Here is a 17,171-nt window from a genome sequence, read left to right as displayed (position 1 = left end):
GACTAGCCCGTCGCGCTCACGCGGCCGTACTGCTCGAGCAGCCGCAGCCAGATCTCGCTCATGGTCGGGTAGGAGGGCACGGCGTGCCACAGCCGGTCGAGGGGCACCTCGCCGACGACGGCGATCGTCGCGGCGTGCAGCAGCTCGGCGACGTCGTCGCCCACGATCGTGAAGCCCACGATCACGTGGCGGTCCTCGTCGACGACCATGCGGGCGGTGCCGCGGTAGTCGTCGGCGTGCACGCTCGCGCCGGCGACGTAGCCGAGTTCGTAGTCGACGGCGCGCACGCGCAGACCGCGCCCGGTCGCCTCGGCGAGCGTGAGGCCGACGCTTGCAACCTCGGGCGCCGTGAACGTCACCTGGGGCACGGCGGCGTGGTCGGCGGTCGCGACGTGTGCGCCCCACGGGGCCTCCTGGCGGGATGCTCCGCTCGCGCGCGCCGCCATCGCATCGCCCGCGGCGCGCGCCTGGTACTTGCCCTGGTGCGTGAGCAGCGCGCGGTGGTTGATGTCGCCCACGGCGTAGAGCCACTCGCTCGCGCGCCCGTCGGCGTCGAGAGCGCGCAGGGTGTCGTCGACGTCGATCCACTCGCCGGGGGTGAGGCCGACGGTCTCGAGCCCGAGGTCGCGCGTGCCAGCCCTGCGGCCGGTGGCGACGACGACCTCGTCAACGACGAGCTCGCGGCCCTCGGGCAGTGCGAGGCGCACGGTGCCGTCGGCGAGCCGGTCGACGCGCTCGGGTGTCGTGCCGATGAGCACCTCGGCGCCGTCGGCACGAAGGCGCTCGGTCACGGCGTCGCCGGCGAACTGCTCGACGCCGGAGAGCAGCCGCCCGCGGCTCAGGAGCGTCACGCGACTGCCGAGCGAGGTGAATGCGGTCGCCATCTCGCAGCCGACGACCCCGCCGCCGATGATCGCGAGCCGGTCGGGCACGGTCTCGGTGCTCGTGATCTCGCGCGAGGTCCACGGCCTCGCCTCCGCGAGCCCGTCGAGGGGCGGCACCGCCGCCTCGCTGCCCGTGCAGAGCGCGACCGCGTGGCGGGCGAGCACGGTGCGCTGGTCACCGTCGTCGCCCGTGATGATGACGCGGCGCTCGCCGTCGAGTCGCGCCCGGCCGCGGGCGAGGGCGATGCCCGCCTTCTCGAGCCAGCGCACCTGGCCGGCGTCGTCCCAGTGGCTCGTGAAGGTGTCGCGCCGGGCGAGCACGGCGGCGGCGTCGAGCGTGCCTGTGACGGCTTCGCGCGCGCCGCCCACGGCGTGCGCCGCGCGCAGCACGCTCGCCGAGCGCAGGAGCGCCTTGGAGGGCATGCACGCCCAGTAGGAGCACTCGCCGCCGACGAGCTCGGCCTCGACGATGAGCACGCTCAGACCGCCCTGGACGGCGCGGTCGGCGACATTCTCGCCCACGGCGCCGGCGCCGATCACGATGACGTCGTAGATCTCTGCCTCGGTCTGGTCCTCGTCGGAGGTCGGTGCGGTGCCCACGGTTCTGCCTCTACCGACCCACGAACGTGGGTTCGGTGCGGGTGAGGAAGGCCTGCATGCCGATGCGGGCATCCTCCGATTGCGCGAGCCGCACGAGTTCGTGCGGCAGGCGCGCCTCCGCCGCCGAGGCGCCCTCGCGCACCGCGAGGCGGGCGTTGGCGAGGGTCGCCTGCACCGCGAGCGGCGCCTGGGCGGCGATGCGGCCGGCGAGCTCGCGCGCTCGCTCGAGCTGCTGGCCCGGCTCGACAACCTCCTGCACGAGACCCATGCGGTGCGCCTCGGCGGCGTCGAAACGGTCGCCCGTGAGCATCCAGCGCATCGCGTCGCCCCAGCCGGCCGTGGCCGCGAAGCGGGTCGTCGCCCCGCCGAAGGGCAGGATCGCGCGCGCCACCTCGAGCTGCGCGAAGACCGTGTCGGAGGCCGCGATCGTGATGTCGGAGGCGAGAGCGAGCTCGACGCCGAGCGTGAGGCACGTGCCCTGCACGGCGAGCACGACGGGCTTGCTCACGCGCGAGCCGTCCATGCCCCAGGGGTGGATGCCGCCCTCGGGCACCATCGCGAGACCCTCGGGCCCGATGCGCGGGGCGACGTCGGCGAGGTCGAGACCGCCCGTGAAGTGGTCGCCGTGCGCGTAGACGACGCCGACGCGGGCCTCGTCGTCGCGCTCGAGCTCGCCGTAGGCGAGCGCAAGTTGCTCGAGCATCGCCACATCGGCGGCGTTGCGCTTCTCGGGGCGGTTGAGGCCGATGAGCAGGAGGGGGCCGTCGCGGTCGACGGTGACGCGCTTCTCAGTCATGCACGCCAGGGTACTGAGGCGGGGCGCTCAGCGGGTGAATGCGCCGATGATCCGCAGGATGGCGGCGCTGTCGTCGCCGGCCTCCTCGTCGCGCGCCCCCTCGGGCGGGGCATACTCGCACAGGCCCGCACCACCGAGCGGCAGCGCGGCGCGTGCCGCCCGCAGAGCGTCGCACAGCTCGCCGAGCTGGAGCCCGAAGGGGGCGGGAAAGCCGACGCCGGCGAAGACACCGGGGTCGAGCACGTCGAGGTCGACGTGCAGGTAGAGCAGGGCATCCGCACCGTCGCCAGCGCGCTCCGCGACCGCGTCGGCCACCTCGTCGGCGGCCACCCGGCGCAGGCCGAACCGCTCGATCGCCTCCGCCTCAGCGTCGTCGAGGTCGCGCACTCCGAGCAGCAGCACGTCCTCGGGGGCCACGATGCCGTCGTCGAGGAGCGCGCGCAGCACCATGCCGTGGAACGCGCCGCTCGGGGAGGTCTCGGGTGAGTTGAGGTCGGCGTGCGCGTCGGCCCACAGCAGCACGGGGCGGGCCCGCGCGGCGAGCGCGTCGATGCTCGCGTACTCGACGCCGCAGTCGCCGCCGACGACGATGACCGGGTCGTCGCGGTCGCTCTCGTGCTCGGCGAGGGCGCGGCCCAGGCGCTCGCGCACGAGGCGGATCGAACTCCAGCGGTGGATGCCCGTGCCCTCGTGGTCGCCGGCTTCGAGCGGCACCTCCACGCGCTCGGTCGCGGCGGCGGGCAGGTCGGCCAGGATCGCCTCGGCGCCCTCCACGAGGCGCATGGCGCGGTCGGAGCCGGAGCCCTGCCACTGCGGGACGACGAGGAAGCGGGCGGCCATGCCGTCAGTCTCGCACCGTGGGTGGCGCAGGCGGTAGCGCCGCGCGGCCGGCGGCGGCCGCCGCGGAGCTCAGGAGCGCTTCGAGCGGTCCGCGCCGCCCGAGCGCCGAGCAGGCGAGGCCGAACAGGATGCCCGCCACGACGAGCACGACCGTGAGGGTCTCCCCGACCGGGCTCGTGAAGCGGCCCGCGGGCCCGAGCGCGGCGAACGCCGCGATGACGACGACCTGGCCGACGTAGACCGTGAGGGCGACACGGCCGATCGCGGTGAGCGGCGCGAGCGCGACGCGTCGCCACGGCGAGGGTGTGCCGGGGTCGAGCACGACGAGCAGCAGCCCGATGATCGCGAACGCGAGCCCGCCGGAGCCGACGAGCTCGGCGGTCGTGCCGCTGTGCGCCTCGGCCGAGACACTCGGCAGGAGAGCCGCGGCACCGTAGCCGCCGAGCGCCGCGGTGGCGCCTCCGCCGACGAGCATGGCGCGCGTGCGCGCGCGATCGAGCCCCGAGCGCGTCGCGAGCAGGCCGAGACCGACGAGCGGCAGCCACAGCACGGCGGGGTAGTAGCCCGTGAACAGGTAGTCGACGACGGGTTCGAGCGGGCTCTCGCCGGGTACCCCCGCCGCGACGAGCGCGTCACGGGCGAGCGGCGCGGCGACGAGCAATGCGAGGCTCACGATGGCGAGCAGCCACCGCGCGGCGAACAGCAGCGGCAGGGCGAGCACGAACAGCACCCCGTAGTAGTCGAGGATGATCGCGATACCGCTGGGGAGCATCCAGAGCAGCAGGCCGATCACGAGCAGGATCGCCGCGCGCACGAGCAGGCGGATGCGCTGCTCCCGTCGCGCATCCACGGGCGCGCTCGGCTGCGCGGCGCGCGCGGTCACGAGACCGAGCGCGACGCCCGCGACGACGACGAACAGCACCGAGGGGCGCCCGTCGACGAGCAGCTCGCCGTCGTCCTGCCGCGGCCACGCGTGGGCGGCGATCATGCCGATGATCGCCAGCCCGCGCGCCGCGTCGACGCCGTGCCATCGAGCGCCCTCCCCGCCGCGCGTGCGGTCGGGGACGGCGACGTCGGATGCTCTACTGATCGATCGCCTGCGGGGCGTTGCCCTGCTTGAGGGCGGCGAGCCGCGCGTCGACCTCGGCCTGCACGCCGACGTCCTCGAGCGCCTCGAACTGCGCGTCGAGGCTCGACGAGGCGAGCTCCTGCTGGCCGAGCACCTTCGCCTCCTCGCGGCGGATCTTCTCCTCGAAGCGGCCGAGCTCGCTCGTCGGGTCGAGGATGTCGATGCTCTTCACCGCGTCGAGCACCTGCGACTGGGCGTCGGCGATCTTCGAGCGCGCGACGAGCTGGTCGCGCTTGGCGCGCAGCTCGCCGAGCTTGCCCTTCATGCCCTCGAGACCGCTCTTGAGCTTCTCGACGACCTCGGTCTGTGAGGCGATCGTGGGCTCGGCGGCCTTCGCCTGCGACTCGGCCGCAAGCTGCTTGCCGAGCGCCACCTTCGCGAGGTTGTCGAACTTGTCGGCGTCGGCGGTGTTGCCGCCCTGGCGCAGCTCGTCGGCCTTGGCGCTCGCGGCGACGGCCTTGCGGCCCCAGTCCTGCGCCGAGGCGACGTCTTCCGCGTAGTCCTGCTCGAGCAGGCGCAGGTTGCCGATGGTCTGCGCGATCGCCGCCTCCGCCTCCTGGATGCTCGCGGTGTAGTCGCGCACCATCTGGTCGAGCATCTTCTGCGGGTCCTCCGCGGAATCGAGCAGGGCGTTGATGTTGGCCTTCGCGAGTTGGGCGATGCGGCCGAAGATGGACTGCTTGGTCATGACGAGTGGTGCCTTTCTGTGGGGATGATTCAGGGAGAGCGTCGGTCGTGCGGGGTCAGAAGCGGCCGCCGCGGCTGCGGCCGGAGCGGGAACGGGAGGACCGGGCCGGTCGCGAGGAGCGCGAGGACGACCGGGAGGTCGCACGGGAGGACGATCCCGAAGAGCGGGAGCTGGACGAGCGTCGTGAGCCCGAGGAGCCGAAGCGCGGGCGGGAGGGTGCGCCGCCCGAGCCGAGGAGACCGCCGAGCAGCCCTCCGACGAGCGCGCCGCCTCCGCCGGACGAGCCTGATCCGGTCAGGCCACCGATGGCTCCTCGCGGTTCGAGGGCCCCGCGCACGTCGCGTTCCGCGGCCTCGAGGGCGCGTCGGGCGAGATCATGGGCGCCCTGTGCGGTCTCGAGAGCGGAGACCGGGTCGCTCGCGCGCGCGTCGAGAGCCACGTCGAGCTGCGCCTGCGCCTCGGCGAGGCGCGCGCGAGCACTCGCGTCGACCGCGCCGCGGTGGGAGGCGATGTACTCCGCCGCGCTGAGAATCGCGCTGCGCGTGGAGGCGAGCGTGCGCTCGAGAGCCCCCTCAGCGGCAGCTCGACGCTCCGACTCCTCGCGTGCGTCGGCGAGCTCGGCATCGAGAGCGCGATCCGCGCCCACGAGGCGCGTCAGAGTCGCGACCGGGTCACGATCGTCGATCTCGTCGAGGGCGGACTGCGCGACGGCGACCGCCGCCGTGAGCTCGGGGGAGCCCGCGGAGGTCGACGGGATCGCACGGGCGGCCTCGATGCCCGAGGCGAGATCGGAGCGCTGATCGGCGACCGCCGACCGTGCCTCGCCGAGCTCGGCCGCTCGGCGGTCCACGGCCGCGGCGGTGCTGTGCAGCTGAGCGAGGACGAGCTGGGCCGAGCGAACCTCGATCGCCGCCGCGGAGGGCTCCTGGCGCTCATGGGCCGCGAGGGCCGCTTGCAGCTCGGCCTCGGCGAGCTGCAGCAGTCGGGGCAACTGCTCGGGAGCGTCCGCGATATCGCGCAGGGCGCTCTCCGCGTACTCCTCACGGAGCCGATCGAGGGTCGCCGTCGTCGACTCGACAGCCGAGGCAGCGGCATCGAGAGCGCCGCGGGCCGTCGTGATCGCGCCCGAGAGGTTCTGCTCGACCTCGCGCAGCGCCTCGAAGGCGTCCTCCTGGGCCGCGAGCAGAGCATCCGCCTCATCGCACTGGGCGATGACGCTCAGCAGAGCCTCGCGTCGTGGGCCCGCCTCGGCGGTCGTCTCCTCGAGCGCGCCGCGCGTGCGGAACGCCTCGGTGACGAGTGCGCGGGCACGGGTGAGGGCGTCGCGGAAGCCCGCCGTGGGCTCGGTGCCGAACTGCGCCTCGGCGAAGCCGAGCTCCTGCTCGCTCGTCGCGAGGGCGTCGTCGAGCTCCACCAGCCGACGCGACGCCGACTGCTCGAGCTGCTCAAGCGACTGCTTCTCGGGCGCGCGCGTCGTGCCCGTGCCGCGCCGTCGCGAGCGGACCACCAGGACGATAATGATGACGACGACCACGATGACGAGGGCGCCGATGACGAGGGGGAGCACGGAGCCGCCCGGCGAGGCGAGCCGCTCGGAGTAGTCGACGATCGCGTCCGCCCAGCGGTCGTCGCGGAGCGCGGGGATGAGCGCCTCAGCCTCCGCACTCGCGAGGGCGTCGTCGCTCACCGGGAAGTCGAGCCCTGGCGAGATACCGAATGAGCGGTCCTGCACGGCGATCGCGAGCAGGGCATCCCGCTCACCGAGGCCCGAGGCGATCGCCGCGGCATCCGCCCACTCGGCGCCGTTCTGCGGCGCCTCGAACGTGTCGACGATGACGACGACGAGGGGCGCGCCGATCTCGTCGAAGAGGCTCTCGAGGGCCGCCTCGACGCGTGGCGCGTCGTCGCCGAGCACGCCGGCTTCGTCGAGCACGTAGGCGCCGCCGACGTCGAGGGGCTCGGCGGCGTGCGCGGGGCCCGCACCGACGAGGAGCGAGCCCCCCACGAGCGCGGCGAGCAGGAGGAGGATGGGGGTACGCCGCTGCGTCGTCGTCGGCATGGTCGGGGGTGTCCTGGTCGATTGCGCGTGCATCGCACCGTCTCTCTCGGCTGGTGCCGTGATTCTAGTCATCGAGAGTGGCGCGGTGTCGAGACATCGTGCGCAGCCGGTGCCTCCGTCAGCCCGTCGGCTCGATGAGCCGGAGGCTTTCGGGCTCGGAAACCAGGGGCACGCGTGCCGCGGAGTCGTCATCAAGAGTGATATCGAGGACGGCCGACACGGCGTACTCGCCGGGGGGCAGAGAAGCGAGCCCCGCGTCGAATCCGTCGACGGCGCGCGCCTCATCGTCGATCGTGCAGGAGAGCGGGCGCAGCACGGCGTCGAACGCTCGCGATTCCCCGGGGTCGAGTGCGAGCTCTCGCGGGTCGCCGGGCTCTACGCCCGAGGTGTGCCAGACCGTGACGCCTTCCCGGGCGACGGTGATCGCGGGTGTGGCCGAGACGGCACCGGCGACCGGCTCACTGCCCGTGTTCGTGACGCGCACGGTTCCGACGATGGCGTCGGCACCCGTCGTCGCACGGGCGGGGAAGTCGACCTCCAGTCGCAGGCCGATATCGGGAACGTCGGCAGGGGTGACGGGGGAGGAACCGCAGCGGTTCTGCAGCCAGTCGGGCGCGAGCGCTGACTCTCCGTCCGCCACCGTGCCCCCGCCCGTGTCGTCGGCGCCATCTTGCTCGATCGCCGACTCATCCACGGTCGAGGCGCTGTCTGCCGCAGTGAGATCGTTCGGCACCAGTCCGCTGAGCGCGCCGATCCCGAGCCCACCGATGCCGACGATCACGACGGTGGCGAGCACTCCGGCACCGAGAAGGGCGGGGCGGCGTCGCGCCCGGCTGCGGCGCACGAGGGAGTCGACGTCGAGGGCGGAGCGCGGGGCGACGCGATCCGCCTCCTCGGCGAGGCGTGCCGCGAGGTCATCATGCGGGGTCATACACGTCTCCTTCGTGGCGTGCGAGCGCGTCGGCGAGTTTCGCGTGCGCGTCGCTGAGGTACCGCTTGACCGCTCCCGCGCTGATGCCGAGACGATCGGCGATGTCGTCGACCTTGAGGTCCTCGTAGTAGCGCAGCACGATGCAAGCGCGCTCGCGGGGGCTCAGCGCGTCGAGCTGGGCCCGCACGTCGAGGTGCAGGTCGACCGTGCCGTCCGACGAGTCGACGCTCTCGGGGCGGGCCTGGAGGTGGGCGATGCGACGCCAGCGCGTGGCGCGCCGCCCCCGATCGAGGTAGGCCGAGGCGATCGCCCGGCGCACGTACGACTCGGCACGCTCGAGCGCGAACCCGTTGCGCAGCCGGCCGAAGGTCGCCACGAGGCCCGACTGCACGAGGTCGGCGGCGTCGTCGGCGTCGCCGCACAGCAGGTACGCGTAGCGCACGAGGGCGTCGCCGCGCTCGGTGACGAGCGCTTCGAGCACGCCCTCCCAGCCGGCCCGAGCCGTCTCCTGCACGTGTGCCTCCCGATCCTGCACGATCCTGGCGCGCGGCGCCGTCGTGCGCCCCTACCTTCTCAGACGCACACCGCGCGGTGAACGTTGGGGTGACTCACGACGAATCTGCGCCCCGGCTCTACCCGCGCGCGCGATTCCCTGGCACGCTGTGCGCGGACGCCGATCCACCCCCGCGTCGGCGCCATCGTGATCAAAGGAGACATCGATATGGCACGCGTGACCAAGAATTCCGCCAACTGGAGGCTCTTCGGCGGCGGAGGAATGCTCCTCGGCGCCCTGCTCTGGCTCATCGCTCTGCTCGTCGAGGGAGCGGGATCCGGCGGCGAGCTCACCAGCTGGCTCACGATCATCGGGTTCCTGCTTCTCGGCGTCTCCGGCTTCTTCCTCGCCTTCGGCCAGACCGGATCGAACGGTGTCGTCGGCGGCTCGGTGCTGGGCAAGATCGGCTTCGTCGCCTTCGGCATCGGGTTCCTGATGCTCGGACTCGTCCCGCTGCTCGGAGTCTTCGGCGTGTCCCTGCCCGGCGAGCTTCTCACCATCGGCGCCGTGCTGCTCGCCATCGGCGGCGTCGTGGGTGCGATCGTGGTCTACCAGAAAGGCGTGGCGCGCGGGGTCGCCCGCTGGTTCTTCTTCGTGCCCGCGGTGCTCGCGCTCGTGTGGGTCGCGACGACGCTGGGATGGATCGCGATCGGCGGCAACATTCTCGTGACGATCGTCGCGATCGCCTACGCGATCGCCGGGCTCCTGTTCCTCCTCAACCGCCGCTGAGCGCGGCCGCATGAGGCTCCCTCGGCGTCGAGACGACTACTCGGCGCCGAGGCGAGCCCGCTGCAGCTCGAGCTGACGGTACAGCTCGCTCGGCAGCCGGTGGCCGAAGGTGTCGAAGAACTGCTCGATGTCGTGCGTCTCGAGCTCGAGGGCACGAGGGTCGATGCGGAACAGTTCGCTGAGCTGCTCCTCGGCGATGTCGAGCCCGTCGAGGTTGAGGCCCGTCGCCGTCGGGACGAGCCCGAGGGGGGTCTCGACGGCGCGCTGAGTGCCCTCGAGCCGTTCGATCATCCACTGCAGCACGCGGGCGTTCTCGCCGAAGCCGGGCCACAGGAACGACCCGTCCTCGCCCTTGCGGAACCAGTTCGCCTGGAACACGCGCGGCACGCGGGCCGAGGTGCGCAGGCGGGCACCGAAGTCGAGCCAGTGGGCGAAGTAGTCCGCCATGTTGTAGCCCGTGAAGGGCAGCATCGCGAAGGGATCGCGGCGAAGCTCTCCCACGGTGCCCTCGGCGGCCGCCGTCTGCTCGGAAGCGATCGTGGCGCCCATGAAGACACCGTGATCCCAGTCGCGCGCCTCTACCACCAAGGGCACGTTGCTGGCTCGGCGGCCGCCGAAGATGATGGCGTCGATGACGACGCCCTCCGGGTCCTCCCAATCGTCCGAGATGCTCGGACACTGTCGGGCGGACACGGTGAAGCGTGAATTGGGGTGCGCGGCGGGACGGCCGGACTGAGGCGTCCACGCCTCGCCCTGCCAGTCGGTGAGGTTCGCCGGGGGCGTCGAGGTGAGCCCCTCCCACCACACGTCGCCGTCCTCGCGCAGGGCGACGTTCGTGAAGATCGTGTTGCCCCAGAGGGTGTCGATGGCGGTGCGATTGGTATCGGGGCCGGTGCCGGGCGCGACGCCGAAGAAGCCCGCCTCGGGATTGATGGCGCGCAACCGGCCGTCGCGGCCGATGCGCAGCCACGCGATATCGTCGCCGATGGTCTCGACCGTCCATCCGGGGATGGTGGGGGCGAGCATCGCGAGATTCGTCTTGCCGCACGCGCTGGGGAAGGCGGCCGCGAGGTGGTAGGACTTGCCCGAGGGCGCCGTCACCTTGATGAGCAGCATGTGCTCGGCGAGCCATCCCTCATCTCGAGCGATGACCGAGGCGATGCGCAGCGCGAACGCCTTCTTCGGCAGGATCGCGTTACCACCGTAGGCCGAGCCGAACGACCAGATCTCTCGCGTCTCGGGGTAGTGCACGATGTACTTCGTGTCGTTGCACGGCCACGGCACGTCCGTCTCGCCCGGCGCGAGCGGAGCGCCGACGCTGTGCACAGCGGGAACCCAGTTGGCGCCGCGGGCGATCATGGCGAGCGCGGCATCGCCCATGCGCGTCATAGTGCCCATGCTGACGACGACGTACGGGGAGTCGGTGACCTGCACTCCGTACTTCGTCATGGGCGACCCGAGGGGGCCCATGGCGAACGGAACGACGTAGAGCGTGCGGCCGCGCATGCTGCCGGCGAAGAGCTCGCTCAGCTCGGCACGCATCTCGACAGGGTCGCGCCAGTTGTTGGTGGGGCCGGCGTCGTCCTCCTCGACGGAGCAGATGAAGGTGCGCGACTCGATGCGCGCGACATCGCTCGCGTCCGAGCGGGCGAGGAAGCTGTAGGGACGCAGGTCGGGGTTCAGCTGCTGGATCGTGCCGCTCGCGACGAGCCCCTGCAGCAGGGCGTGGCGCTCGCGTGCCGAGCCGTCGACCCAGTGAATGTCGCCCGGCTCCATGAGCGCCGCGAGCTCGTCGACCCACTCGACGACATCCTGCGGTCGGTCCATACCGACGCCGATGGCCCCGGGTGCGGGGGAGGAGGAGTCGGGGGTGCGCGGGGTCGACTCGTCGTTGGAGATCGTTCGCGTGAGCTGGTCGATGAGCGTCATGGTCTTCTCCCGTGTGCGGCGGTGTTGGCATGTGAGGATCGGCCTCAGTCACCATCTTGAGCGCGAGTACGGGCCATCTTGCGAGAAAGAAGGTGGAAAGAATGGCCATTCTTTCGATACGGTGAAACCATGAACGATCTCGTGACCCTCGGTCAGCGCCTGCGGCACTTCCGCAACGCGGCCGGCCTGACCCTCGACCAGCTCGGCGAGCGCGTGGGCGTCGCGGGCAGCCAGCTCTCCCTCATGGAGAACGGCCGTCGCGAACCGCGTGTGACGCTCCTGAGCTCCCTCGCCGAGGCTCTCGACGTGACCGTCGCCGACCTGCTCGACGACACCCCTCCCACCCCTCGCGCCGCACTCGAGATCGAGCTGGACCGCGCCCAGCGCAGCGCGCACTACGCGGCCCTCGGTCTGCCCATGGTGCGCGCATCCCGTTCGATGCCCGATGACGTGCTCGAATCCCTCGTGGGCCTGCATCGGGCGCTCATCGAGCGTCAGCGCCAGGCGATCGCGACGCCCGAAGAAGCGCGGCGCGCGAACACGGCTCAGCGGCTGCACATGCGCACGCTCGACAACCACCTGCCGGAGATCGAGGAGCTCGCCGAGCGCATGGTCGCCGAGACGGGCCACGTGAGCGGCGCCCTCACCCACCGCGAGGTGGGCCTCATGGCGACGCGCCTCGGCTTCGAGCTCGTCTACGTGAACGACCTGCCGCACTCGGCGCGCTCCGTCACCGACCTCGAGAACGGGCGCATCTACCTGCCGCCGGCGTCGATTCCCGGCGGGCACGGGCTGCGGTCGATGGCACTTCAGGCGATCGCGCACCGGCTGCTCGAGCACCGCGTGCCCGCGACCTACGCCGAGTTCCTGCGCCAGCGGCTCGAGATCAACTACTTCGCCGCCGCCTGCCTCATGCCGCGCGAGCAGTCGGTCGCCTTCCTCACGCAGGCGAAGGCCGACCGCAACATCGCGGTGGAGGACTTCCGCGACGCCTTCGGTGTCACGCACGAGGCGGCCGCGCTGCGCTTCACGAACCTCGCCACGACCTACCTCGACCTCTCGCTGCACTTCCTGCGGGTCGGCGACGACGGGGCGGTGTACAAGGCCTACGAGAACGACGGGCTGAGACTGCCCGTCGACGTCACGGGCTCCACGGAAGGGCAGCTCGTGTGCCGCAAGTGGAGCGCGCGCGTCGCCATGACGCGCACCAACCGCACGACGGAGTACTACCAGTACACCGACACGCCCGAGGGCACCTTCTGGGAGTCGACACAGACCGGCACGACGAGCGCGAACGACGAGTTCTCGATCACGGTGGGCGTGCCGTTCGCCGACGCCAAGTGGTTCCGCGGTCGCGAGACGACCAACCGTGAGCACTCGACGTGCCCCGACCCCGTGTGCTGCAAGCACCCGCCGAGCGATCTCGCGCAGCGCTGGCGCGGCAAGGCGTGGACGAGCGCGAAGCTGCACGCGCACATCCTGTCGCCGCTGCCGAGCGGAACCTTCCCCGGCGTCGACGATCAGGAGCTCTACGCCTTCCTCGACGCGCACGGCGGCGGCGAGCGCTGACGCGGAGGCCGCGGGGTCTCAGCTCGAGATGGGCGGCTGCTTGGGCAGCTTGCGCACGGAGGCCCGGCGGCGTCGGCGCGAGGGTGTCATCGACCGCATCTCCTCCATCTTGCCGAAGCACAGCAGCCGGTCACCGGCTTCCAGCACCTGCTTGCTGCGGGGGTTCGGGATGACTGTCGCGCCGCGGTTCAAGGTCAGCACCGTGATGTCTTTGTCGAGGATGCCCGACTCACCGAGCGTGCTGCCCACGACGTCGGCGCCCGCGTGCACGACGAGCTCGGCCACGCCGTAGCCCGTCGAGACCGCGAGACGCTGGCGCACGTCGATGTCGGGGAAGGCGACCTCGTGCGAGATGTAGTCGATGATGGCGCCCGCGACGTCGAGCTTCGTCGCCGACTCGATGCCCTGCAGGCCGGGGGAGGAGTTGACCTCCATGACGAGGGGCCCGTCGTTGCCCTCGAGCATGTCGACGCCCGCGACCCGCAGGCCCATGATCTGCGCGGAACGCACCGCGGTGCGCACGTATTCGGGGCTCAGGTCGACGGCCTCGACGCTGCCGCCGCGGTGCACGTTGGAGCGGAACTCATCGCCTTCGGCGGTGCGGCGCATCGCTGCGACGACGCGGTCGCCGACCACGAGCGCGCGGATGTCGCGTCCGCGGCTCTCGGCGATGAACTGCTGGATGAGCACGTTCTGGTTGGTCGAGTGCAGCGTCTCGATGATCGCCTCGGCGACTTTCACCTGCGGGGCGAGGATCACGCCGATGCCCTGCGTGCCTTCGAGGAGCTTGATGACGACGGGGGCTCCTCCCACGTGCTCGATGGCGGGGCGCACGTCGGCGCGGTTCCGTACGAAGGCCGTGGCGGGCATCCCGATACCGTGACGAGAGAGCACCTGCGTGGCCCGCAGCTTGTCGCGGGCGGTGCTGATGCCGTTCGCCGTGTTGGGGGTGAAGACGTCCATCTGCTCGAACTGGCGCACGACGGCCGTGCCGAAGTAGGTGATCGAGTTGCCGATGCGCGGCAGCACGGCGTCGTAGGTCGAGAGCGGCCGGCCGCGGAACTGCAGGTCGGGCTCGTCCTTGGAGAGGTCGATGGCGAACCGCAGCGTGTTGAGCACCTTGACGTCGTGCCCGCGCTCGACGGCCGCGGCGCGCAGCCGCTGCGTGGAGTACGACTTCGGTGCGCGCGACAGGATGCCGAGTTTCATGAACTTCCCTGGAATGATGGTCGGGTGACGGACAAGGCCCAGTCAAGCATCGTCGCGGGGTGGCGCGAGTGGGTCAGCCTGCCGGGTGCCGGGGTGCCGTGGATCAAGGCGAAGCTCGATACGGGCGCCCGCAGCTCCTCTGTGCACGCCTACGATGTCACGCTCACCGGGGAGGGCGCCTCCGAGCGCGTGAGGTTCCGGCTTCAGCCGTGGCAGGAGTCGCGCGAGGACGCGGTCGTCGTCGAGTGCCCGATCCACGATCGTCGTCACGTGCGCTCCTCGTCGGGGCACGTCGAGGAGCGCATCGTCGTCATCATGCGGATCGCCCTGCTGGGCCGCGAGATCGAGACCGAGATGACGCTGTCGAACCGCGATGAGATGGGGTTCCGGATGCTCATCGGGCGGCAGGCACTGCGTCAGGGCTTCCTCGTGGACCCCGCGAAGTCGTTCCTCGGCGGCCGTGCTCCGCGCGAAATCCGCCGCCGCAACCGCAACCGCTGACCGCAGCGCCAGCAGCCGCGTAGCAATAACGACAGCCAAGAAGGAATCGGCACAGCGCCCCCGACAGGAATCGAACCTGCGACCTTCAGTACCGGAAACTGGCGCTCTATCCCCTGAGCTACGGAGGCGGGATGCGTCGATCCTACCGGCTTCCGTGCCAGCATGTGCGCATGACGATCCCGGCGAGCGGCCCTGACCACCGCGCGGTGGGCTGCTCGTTGAGCGCGTCGGTGGGCGAGCCGACGAGCATCGTTCTGGCGGTCGCGGTGGCGCGCTCGCCGGGGCTGAGGGTGGTCGAGTCGCTGACGGTCGAGGTCGATGGTCGCACCGTGGAGATGCGCGAGCTGGAGGGTCGCGCGGGCACGCGCTGGCATCGGGCGACGGTGCCGGCCGGTGAGCTGGAGGTGCGGTACGGGGCGGAGGTCGAGGGGCGTGCGACGCCGGCGGTGGTCGTCGAGCGGGATCTGGTGGAGGACGTTCGGCCGAGCCGCTACGTGCAGTCCGATCTGCTGCCCGGTGCTCTCATCGATGCGGGGGAGGTGGCGGCGCTGGGGGCGCTGGATCCGGTCGAGCGTGTCGCTGCGGCGCGCGTGATGGTGGGCGAGCTGCTCGACTATTCGCTCGGGTCGTCTGCGGCGACGGATGGTCTGCCGGAGGTGCTCGCGACGGGCAAAGGCGTGTGCCGTGACTTCGCGCACCTGATGGCTGGTCTGCTGCGGGCGACGGATCTGCCGGCCCGGCTCGTCTCGGTCTATGCGCCCGAGTTGTCTCCTATGGATTTTCACGCGGTCGTCGAGGTCGCGATCGAGGGTCGGTGGTGGGTGGTCGATGCGACGGGGCTCGCGCCGCGCGAGGGCATGCTGCGCATCGCGACGGGTCGCGATGCGGCTGACACGGCGTTTCTGGCGAACGACGGTTCGGCGCTCACGCTGCGGGACTTGAGCGTGCGAGCCGTGGCCACGGGGGGTGCAGCCGGGCAGTCAACGGTCGACGACCCGCGCGCGCTGGTCGCGCTCGCCTGAGGGACCGCGCCGCTGGGTTCGAGCGGGCGGAGCGCCGCCGGGACCTTGGTCCTCACTATGCGTCGGGCTCTTGCGGCGGGCCCTGCTCGGTGACAGCGTGAGCCTTCGTGTTCGAGCAAGAGATCGCCCCGTTGTTCGGTTCGCTCGCGCTGTCGGCGATCGCGGCGGCGCTGCCGCTCCTGCTGCTGTTCGTGCTCCTGGGCGCCTTCAAGGTGCGCGCACCGTTCGCGGCGCTCGCGGCGCTCGCGCTGTCGATCGTCCTCGCGGTCGTGGCGTGGCGCATGCCGCCGATGCAAGCGCTGAGTGCCGCGGCCGAGGGCGTGTTCTACGGGCTCTTCCCGATCCTGTGGATTCTGGCGAATGCACTGTGGATCTACCGGCTGACCGTCGTGACGCCGTGGTTCGAGGTGTTCAGCCGCACGATCCGCTCGGTGAGCGACGATCTGCGCATCCTCTCGATCCTCATCGCCTTCTGCTTCGGTGCGCTCCTGGAGTCCCTGGCGGGTTTCGGCGCCCCAGTGGCGATCTCGGCGGCGATGCTGCTGGCGGCGGGCATGGCGCCGCTCAAGGCCGCGCTCGTGTCACTGCTCGCGAACACGGCGCCGGTCGCCTTCGGTGCGCTCGCGGCCCCCGTCATCGCTCTCGCGGGCGTCACGGGCCTGCCGCTCGCCGACATCGCGGCGATGACGGGCCGGCAGACGCCGTTCATCGCGGTTCTCGTACCGCTCATCCTCGTGTTCCTCGTGGACGGTCGACGGGGGCTGCGTCAGACCTGGCCGGTCGCTCTCGCGGCGGGCCTCGTGTTTGGCGCAGCGCAGTTCGTGACCGCGAACTTCTTCGCCGTCGAGCTCACCGACGTCGTGGCGGCGGTGCTCACGATCGTCGCCGTGCTCCTCATGCTGCGGGTGTGGCAGCCGGCCGAGCTCGTCGGCATGAACGGGGCGGTGGAGGTCGGCGCGGTCGCGGTCGAGCGGCCTCCGGCACGCGAGGTGCTCATGGCGGTCGCGCCGTACGCGGTCGTGATCGCCGTGTTCTCGATCGTCCAGATTCCCGTGATCGCGCAGTGGCTCACGGTCGTCGGCACGGTCACGTTCGCGTGGCCCGGTCTCGACGTCGTGACGGCGGCGGGCGAGCCGGCGAGCGCGCAGACGATGCACCTCGACACCCTGCGGGCCACGGGCACGCTGCTGCTGCTCTCGGGCCTCATCACGGTCGCGCTCTACCGCTTGGCGTCCCGCACTGCCCTGCGAGCGTACGGTGCGACGCTGCACCAGTTGCGCTGGACGATCGTGACGGTCACCGCGGTGCTCGGGCTGTCCTTCGTCATGAACCTCTCCGGTCAAGCGACGTCGATCGGGGTGGCGCTGGCCTCTGCCGGCGGCTTCTTCGTCGTGCTGTCCCCGATCATCGGCTGGATCGGCGTGGCGCTGACGGGTTCGGACACGTCGTCGAACGTGCTGTTCGGCCCCGTGCAGGTCGCCGCGGCGGGGCAGGTGGGGCTGCCGCCTGTGCTGATGGCCGCCGCGAACTCCTCGGCGGGAGTTCTGGGCAAGATGCTGTCGGTGCAGAACCTCGCGGTCGCGGCGGCGGCCGTCGGCCAGCCCGGCTCGGAGGGTGCCCTGCTGCGCAAGCTCCTGCCGTGGAGCCTCGGGCTGCTCGCCCTCATCACGGTGCTCATCGTGCTGCAGTCGACGCCCGTGCTGGGCTGGATGGTGCCCTGAACCGCGCGGTG

The 17,171-nt window shown here is 71.6% G+C and carries 15 protein-coding genes and 1 tRNA gene; 5 read left to right on the top strand and 11 right to left on the bottom strand.

Annotated features, from left to right (window positions below; all coding sequences use genetic code 11):
* Positions 1-2: 2 nt before the first annotated feature.
* From FK219_RS06970 to FK219_RS06935, 8 genes are all read right to left on the bottom strand, one after another.
* Positions 3-1,484, bottom strand: a complete 1,482-nt coding sequence (locus tag FK219_RS06970; protein ID WP_328821633.1) for a dihydrolipoyl dehydrogenase family protein — start codon at positions 1,482-1,484, stop codon at positions 3-5.
* Positions 1,485-1,494: 10 nt separating this feature from the next.
* Positions 1,495-2,280 carry a crotonase/enoyl-CoA hydratase family protein gene (locus FK219_RS06965; RefSeq protein ID WP_152583472.1) on the bottom strand — a complete coding sequence of 262 codons (786 nt, stop codon included), beginning with the start codon at positions 2,278-2,280 and terminating at the stop codon, positions 1,495-1,497.
* A gap of 27 nt (positions 2,281-2,307) precedes the next feature.
* Positions 2,308-3,120, bottom strand: a complete 813-nt coding sequence (locus FK219_RS06960; RefSeq protein WP_152583471.1) for an arginase family protein — start codon at positions 3,118-3,120, stop codon at positions 2,308-2,310.
* 4 nt (positions 3,121-3,124) lie between these two features.
* Entirely contained in the window at positions 3,125-4,108 is a 984-nt protein-coding gene (locus FK219_RS06955) for a DUF418 domain-containing protein (RefSeq protein WP_152583470.1), read from the bottom strand.
* 94 nt (positions 4,109-4,202) lie between these two features.
* Complete coding sequence (locus FK219_RS06950; RefSeq protein ID WP_152583469.1) at positions 4,203-4,937, bottom strand: PspA/IM30 family protein; 735 nt, start codon at positions 4,935-4,937, stop codon at positions 4,203-4,205.
* Positions 4,938-4,992: 55 nt separating this feature from the next.
* Complete coding sequence (locus FK219_RS06945; RefSeq protein WP_165638074.1) at positions 4,993-6,996, bottom strand: TPM domain-containing protein; 2,004 nt, start codon at positions 6,994-6,996, stop codon at positions 4,993-4,995.
* A gap of 118 nt (positions 6,997-7,114) precedes the next feature.
* Positions 7,115-7,927, bottom strand: coding sequence for a hypothetical protein (locus FK219_RS06940; RefSeq protein WP_165638073.1), 813 nt, complete (start codon positions 7,925-7,927; stop codon positions 7,115-7,117).
* Complete coding sequence (locus tag FK219_RS06935; RefSeq protein ID WP_152583467.1) at positions 7,914-8,441, bottom strand: RNA polymerase sigma factor; 528 nt, start codon at positions 8,439-8,441, stop codon at positions 7,914-7,916. The genes FK219_RS06940 and FK219_RS06935 overlap by 14 nt, the downstream gene beginning before the upstream one ends.
* A 216-nt stretch (positions 8,442-8,657) precedes the next feature.
* Between FK219_RS06935 and FK219_RS06930 the strand changes: the two genes are divergently transcribed.
* Complete coding sequence (locus FK219_RS06930; RefSeq protein ID WP_152583466.1) at positions 8,658-9,209, top strand: hypothetical protein; 552 nt, start codon at positions 8,658-8,660, stop codon at positions 9,207-9,209.
* 36 nt (positions 9,210-9,245) lie between these two features.
* Here the strand turns inward: FK219_RS06930 and FK219_RS06925 are convergent, their stop codons facing one another.
* Positions 9,246-11,138, bottom strand: coding sequence for a phosphoenolpyruvate carboxykinase (GTP) (locus FK219_RS06925; RefSeq protein WP_152583465.1), 1,893 nt, complete (start codon positions 11,136-11,138; stop codon positions 9,246-9,248).
* Positions 11,139-11,267: 129 nt separating this feature from the next.
* Here FK219_RS06925 and FK219_RS06920 point away from each other — a divergent pair, with 129 nt between their 5' ends.
* Entirely contained in the window at positions 11,268-12,707 is a 1,440-nt protein-coding gene (locus FK219_RS06920) for an XRE family transcriptional regulator (RefSeq protein ID WP_152583464.1), read from the top strand.
* A gap of 18 nt (positions 12,708-12,725) precedes the next feature.
* Here FK219_RS06920 and FK219_RS06915 read toward each other — a convergent pair whose 3' ends face one another.
* On the bottom strand, positions 12,726-13,916 hold the full coding sequence (locus tag FK219_RS06915) for a RimK family alpha-L-glutamate ligase (RefSeq protein ID WP_152583463.1): 1,191 nt from the start codon (positions 13,914-13,916) through the stop codon (positions 12,726-12,728).
* A gap of 24 nt (positions 13,917-13,940) precedes the next feature.
* Here FK219_RS06915 and FK219_RS06910 point away from each other — a divergent pair, with 24 nt between their 5' ends.
* Positions 13,941-14,417: an ATP-dependent zinc protease family protein gene (locus FK219_RS06910; protein WP_152583462.1), complete on the top strand. Its 477-nt coding sequence runs from the start codon at positions 13,941-13,943 to the stop codon at positions 14,415-14,417.
* A gap of 55 nt (positions 14,418-14,472) precedes the next feature.
* Here FK219_RS06910 and FK219_RS06905 read toward each other — a convergent pair.
* Positions 14,473-14,545: transfer RNA gene (locus FK219_RS06905), tRNA-Arg, on the bottom strand.
* 42 nt (positions 14,546-14,587) lie between these two features.
* Between FK219_RS06905 and FK219_RS06900 the strand changes: the two genes are divergently transcribed.
* Both FK219_RS06900 and FK219_RS06895 read left to right on the top strand, forming a co-directional pair.
* Positions 14,588-15,439 (top strand): transglutaminase-like domain-containing protein, encoded by an 852-nt coding sequence (locus FK219_RS06900; protein ID WP_165638072.1) that lies wholly within the window; start codon positions 14,588-14,590, stop codon positions 15,437-15,439.
* 107 nt (positions 15,440-15,546) lie between these two features.
* On the top strand, positions 15,547-17,160 hold the full coding sequence (locus tag FK219_RS06895) for an L-lactate permease (RefSeq protein WP_152583460.1): 1,614 nt from the start codon (positions 15,547-15,549) through the stop codon (positions 17,158-17,160).
* Positions 17,161-17,171: the final 11 nt, after the last annotated feature.

This window comes from Microcella pacifica (assembly GCF_009371975.2).
GTDB classification, from domain to species: Bacteria; Actinomycetota; Actinomycetes; order Actinomycetales; family Microbacteriaceae; genus Microcella; species Microcella pacifica.
Note: the sequence above shows the minus strand (reverse complement) of the source record. Positions and strands in the feature narration are given on the sequence as shown.

Bases quoted from the DNA above. Each gene is read 5' to 3' on its own strand.
- FK219_RS06940 (WP_165638073.1), bottom strand. From the start codon at position 7,927: ATGACCCCGCATGATGACCTCGCGGCACGCCTCGCCGAGGAGGCGGAT.
- FK219_RS06965 (WP_152583472.1), bottom strand. From the start codon at position 2,280: ATGACTGAGAAGCGCGTCACCGTCGACCGCGACGGCCCCCTCCTGCTC.
- FK219_RS06915 (WP_152583463.1), bottom strand. From the start codon at position 13,916: ATGAAACTCGGCATCCTGTCGCGCGCACCGAAGTCGTACTCCACGCAG.
- FK219_RS06955 (WP_152583470.1), bottom strand. From the start codon at position 4,108: ATGATCGCCGCCCACGCGTGGCCGCGGCAGGACGACGGCGAGCTGCTC.
- FK219_RS06920 (WP_152583464.1), top strand. From the start codon at position 11,268: ATGAACGATCTCGTGACCCTCGGTCAGCGCCTGCGGCACTTCCGCAAC.
- FK219_RS06925 (WP_152583465.1), bottom strand. From the start codon at position 11,138: ATGACGCTCATCGACCAGCTCACGCGAACGATCTCCAACGACGAGTCG.
- FK219_RS06950 (WP_152583469.1), bottom strand. From the start codon at position 4,937: ATGACCAAGCAGTCCATCTTCGGCCGCATCGCCCAACTCGCGAAGGCC.
- FK219_RS06900 (WP_165638072.1), top strand. From the start codon at position 14,588: ATGACGATCCCGGCGAGCGGCCCTGACCACCGCGCGGTGGGCTGCTCG.
- FK219_RS06945 (WP_165638074.1), bottom strand. From the start codon at position 6,996: ATGCCGACGACGACGCAGCGGCGTACCCCCATCCTCCTCCTGCTCGCC.
- FK219_RS06960 (WP_152583471.1), bottom strand. From the start codon at position 3,120: ATGGCCGCCCGCTTCCTCGTCGTCCCGCAGTGGCAGGGCTCCGGCTCC.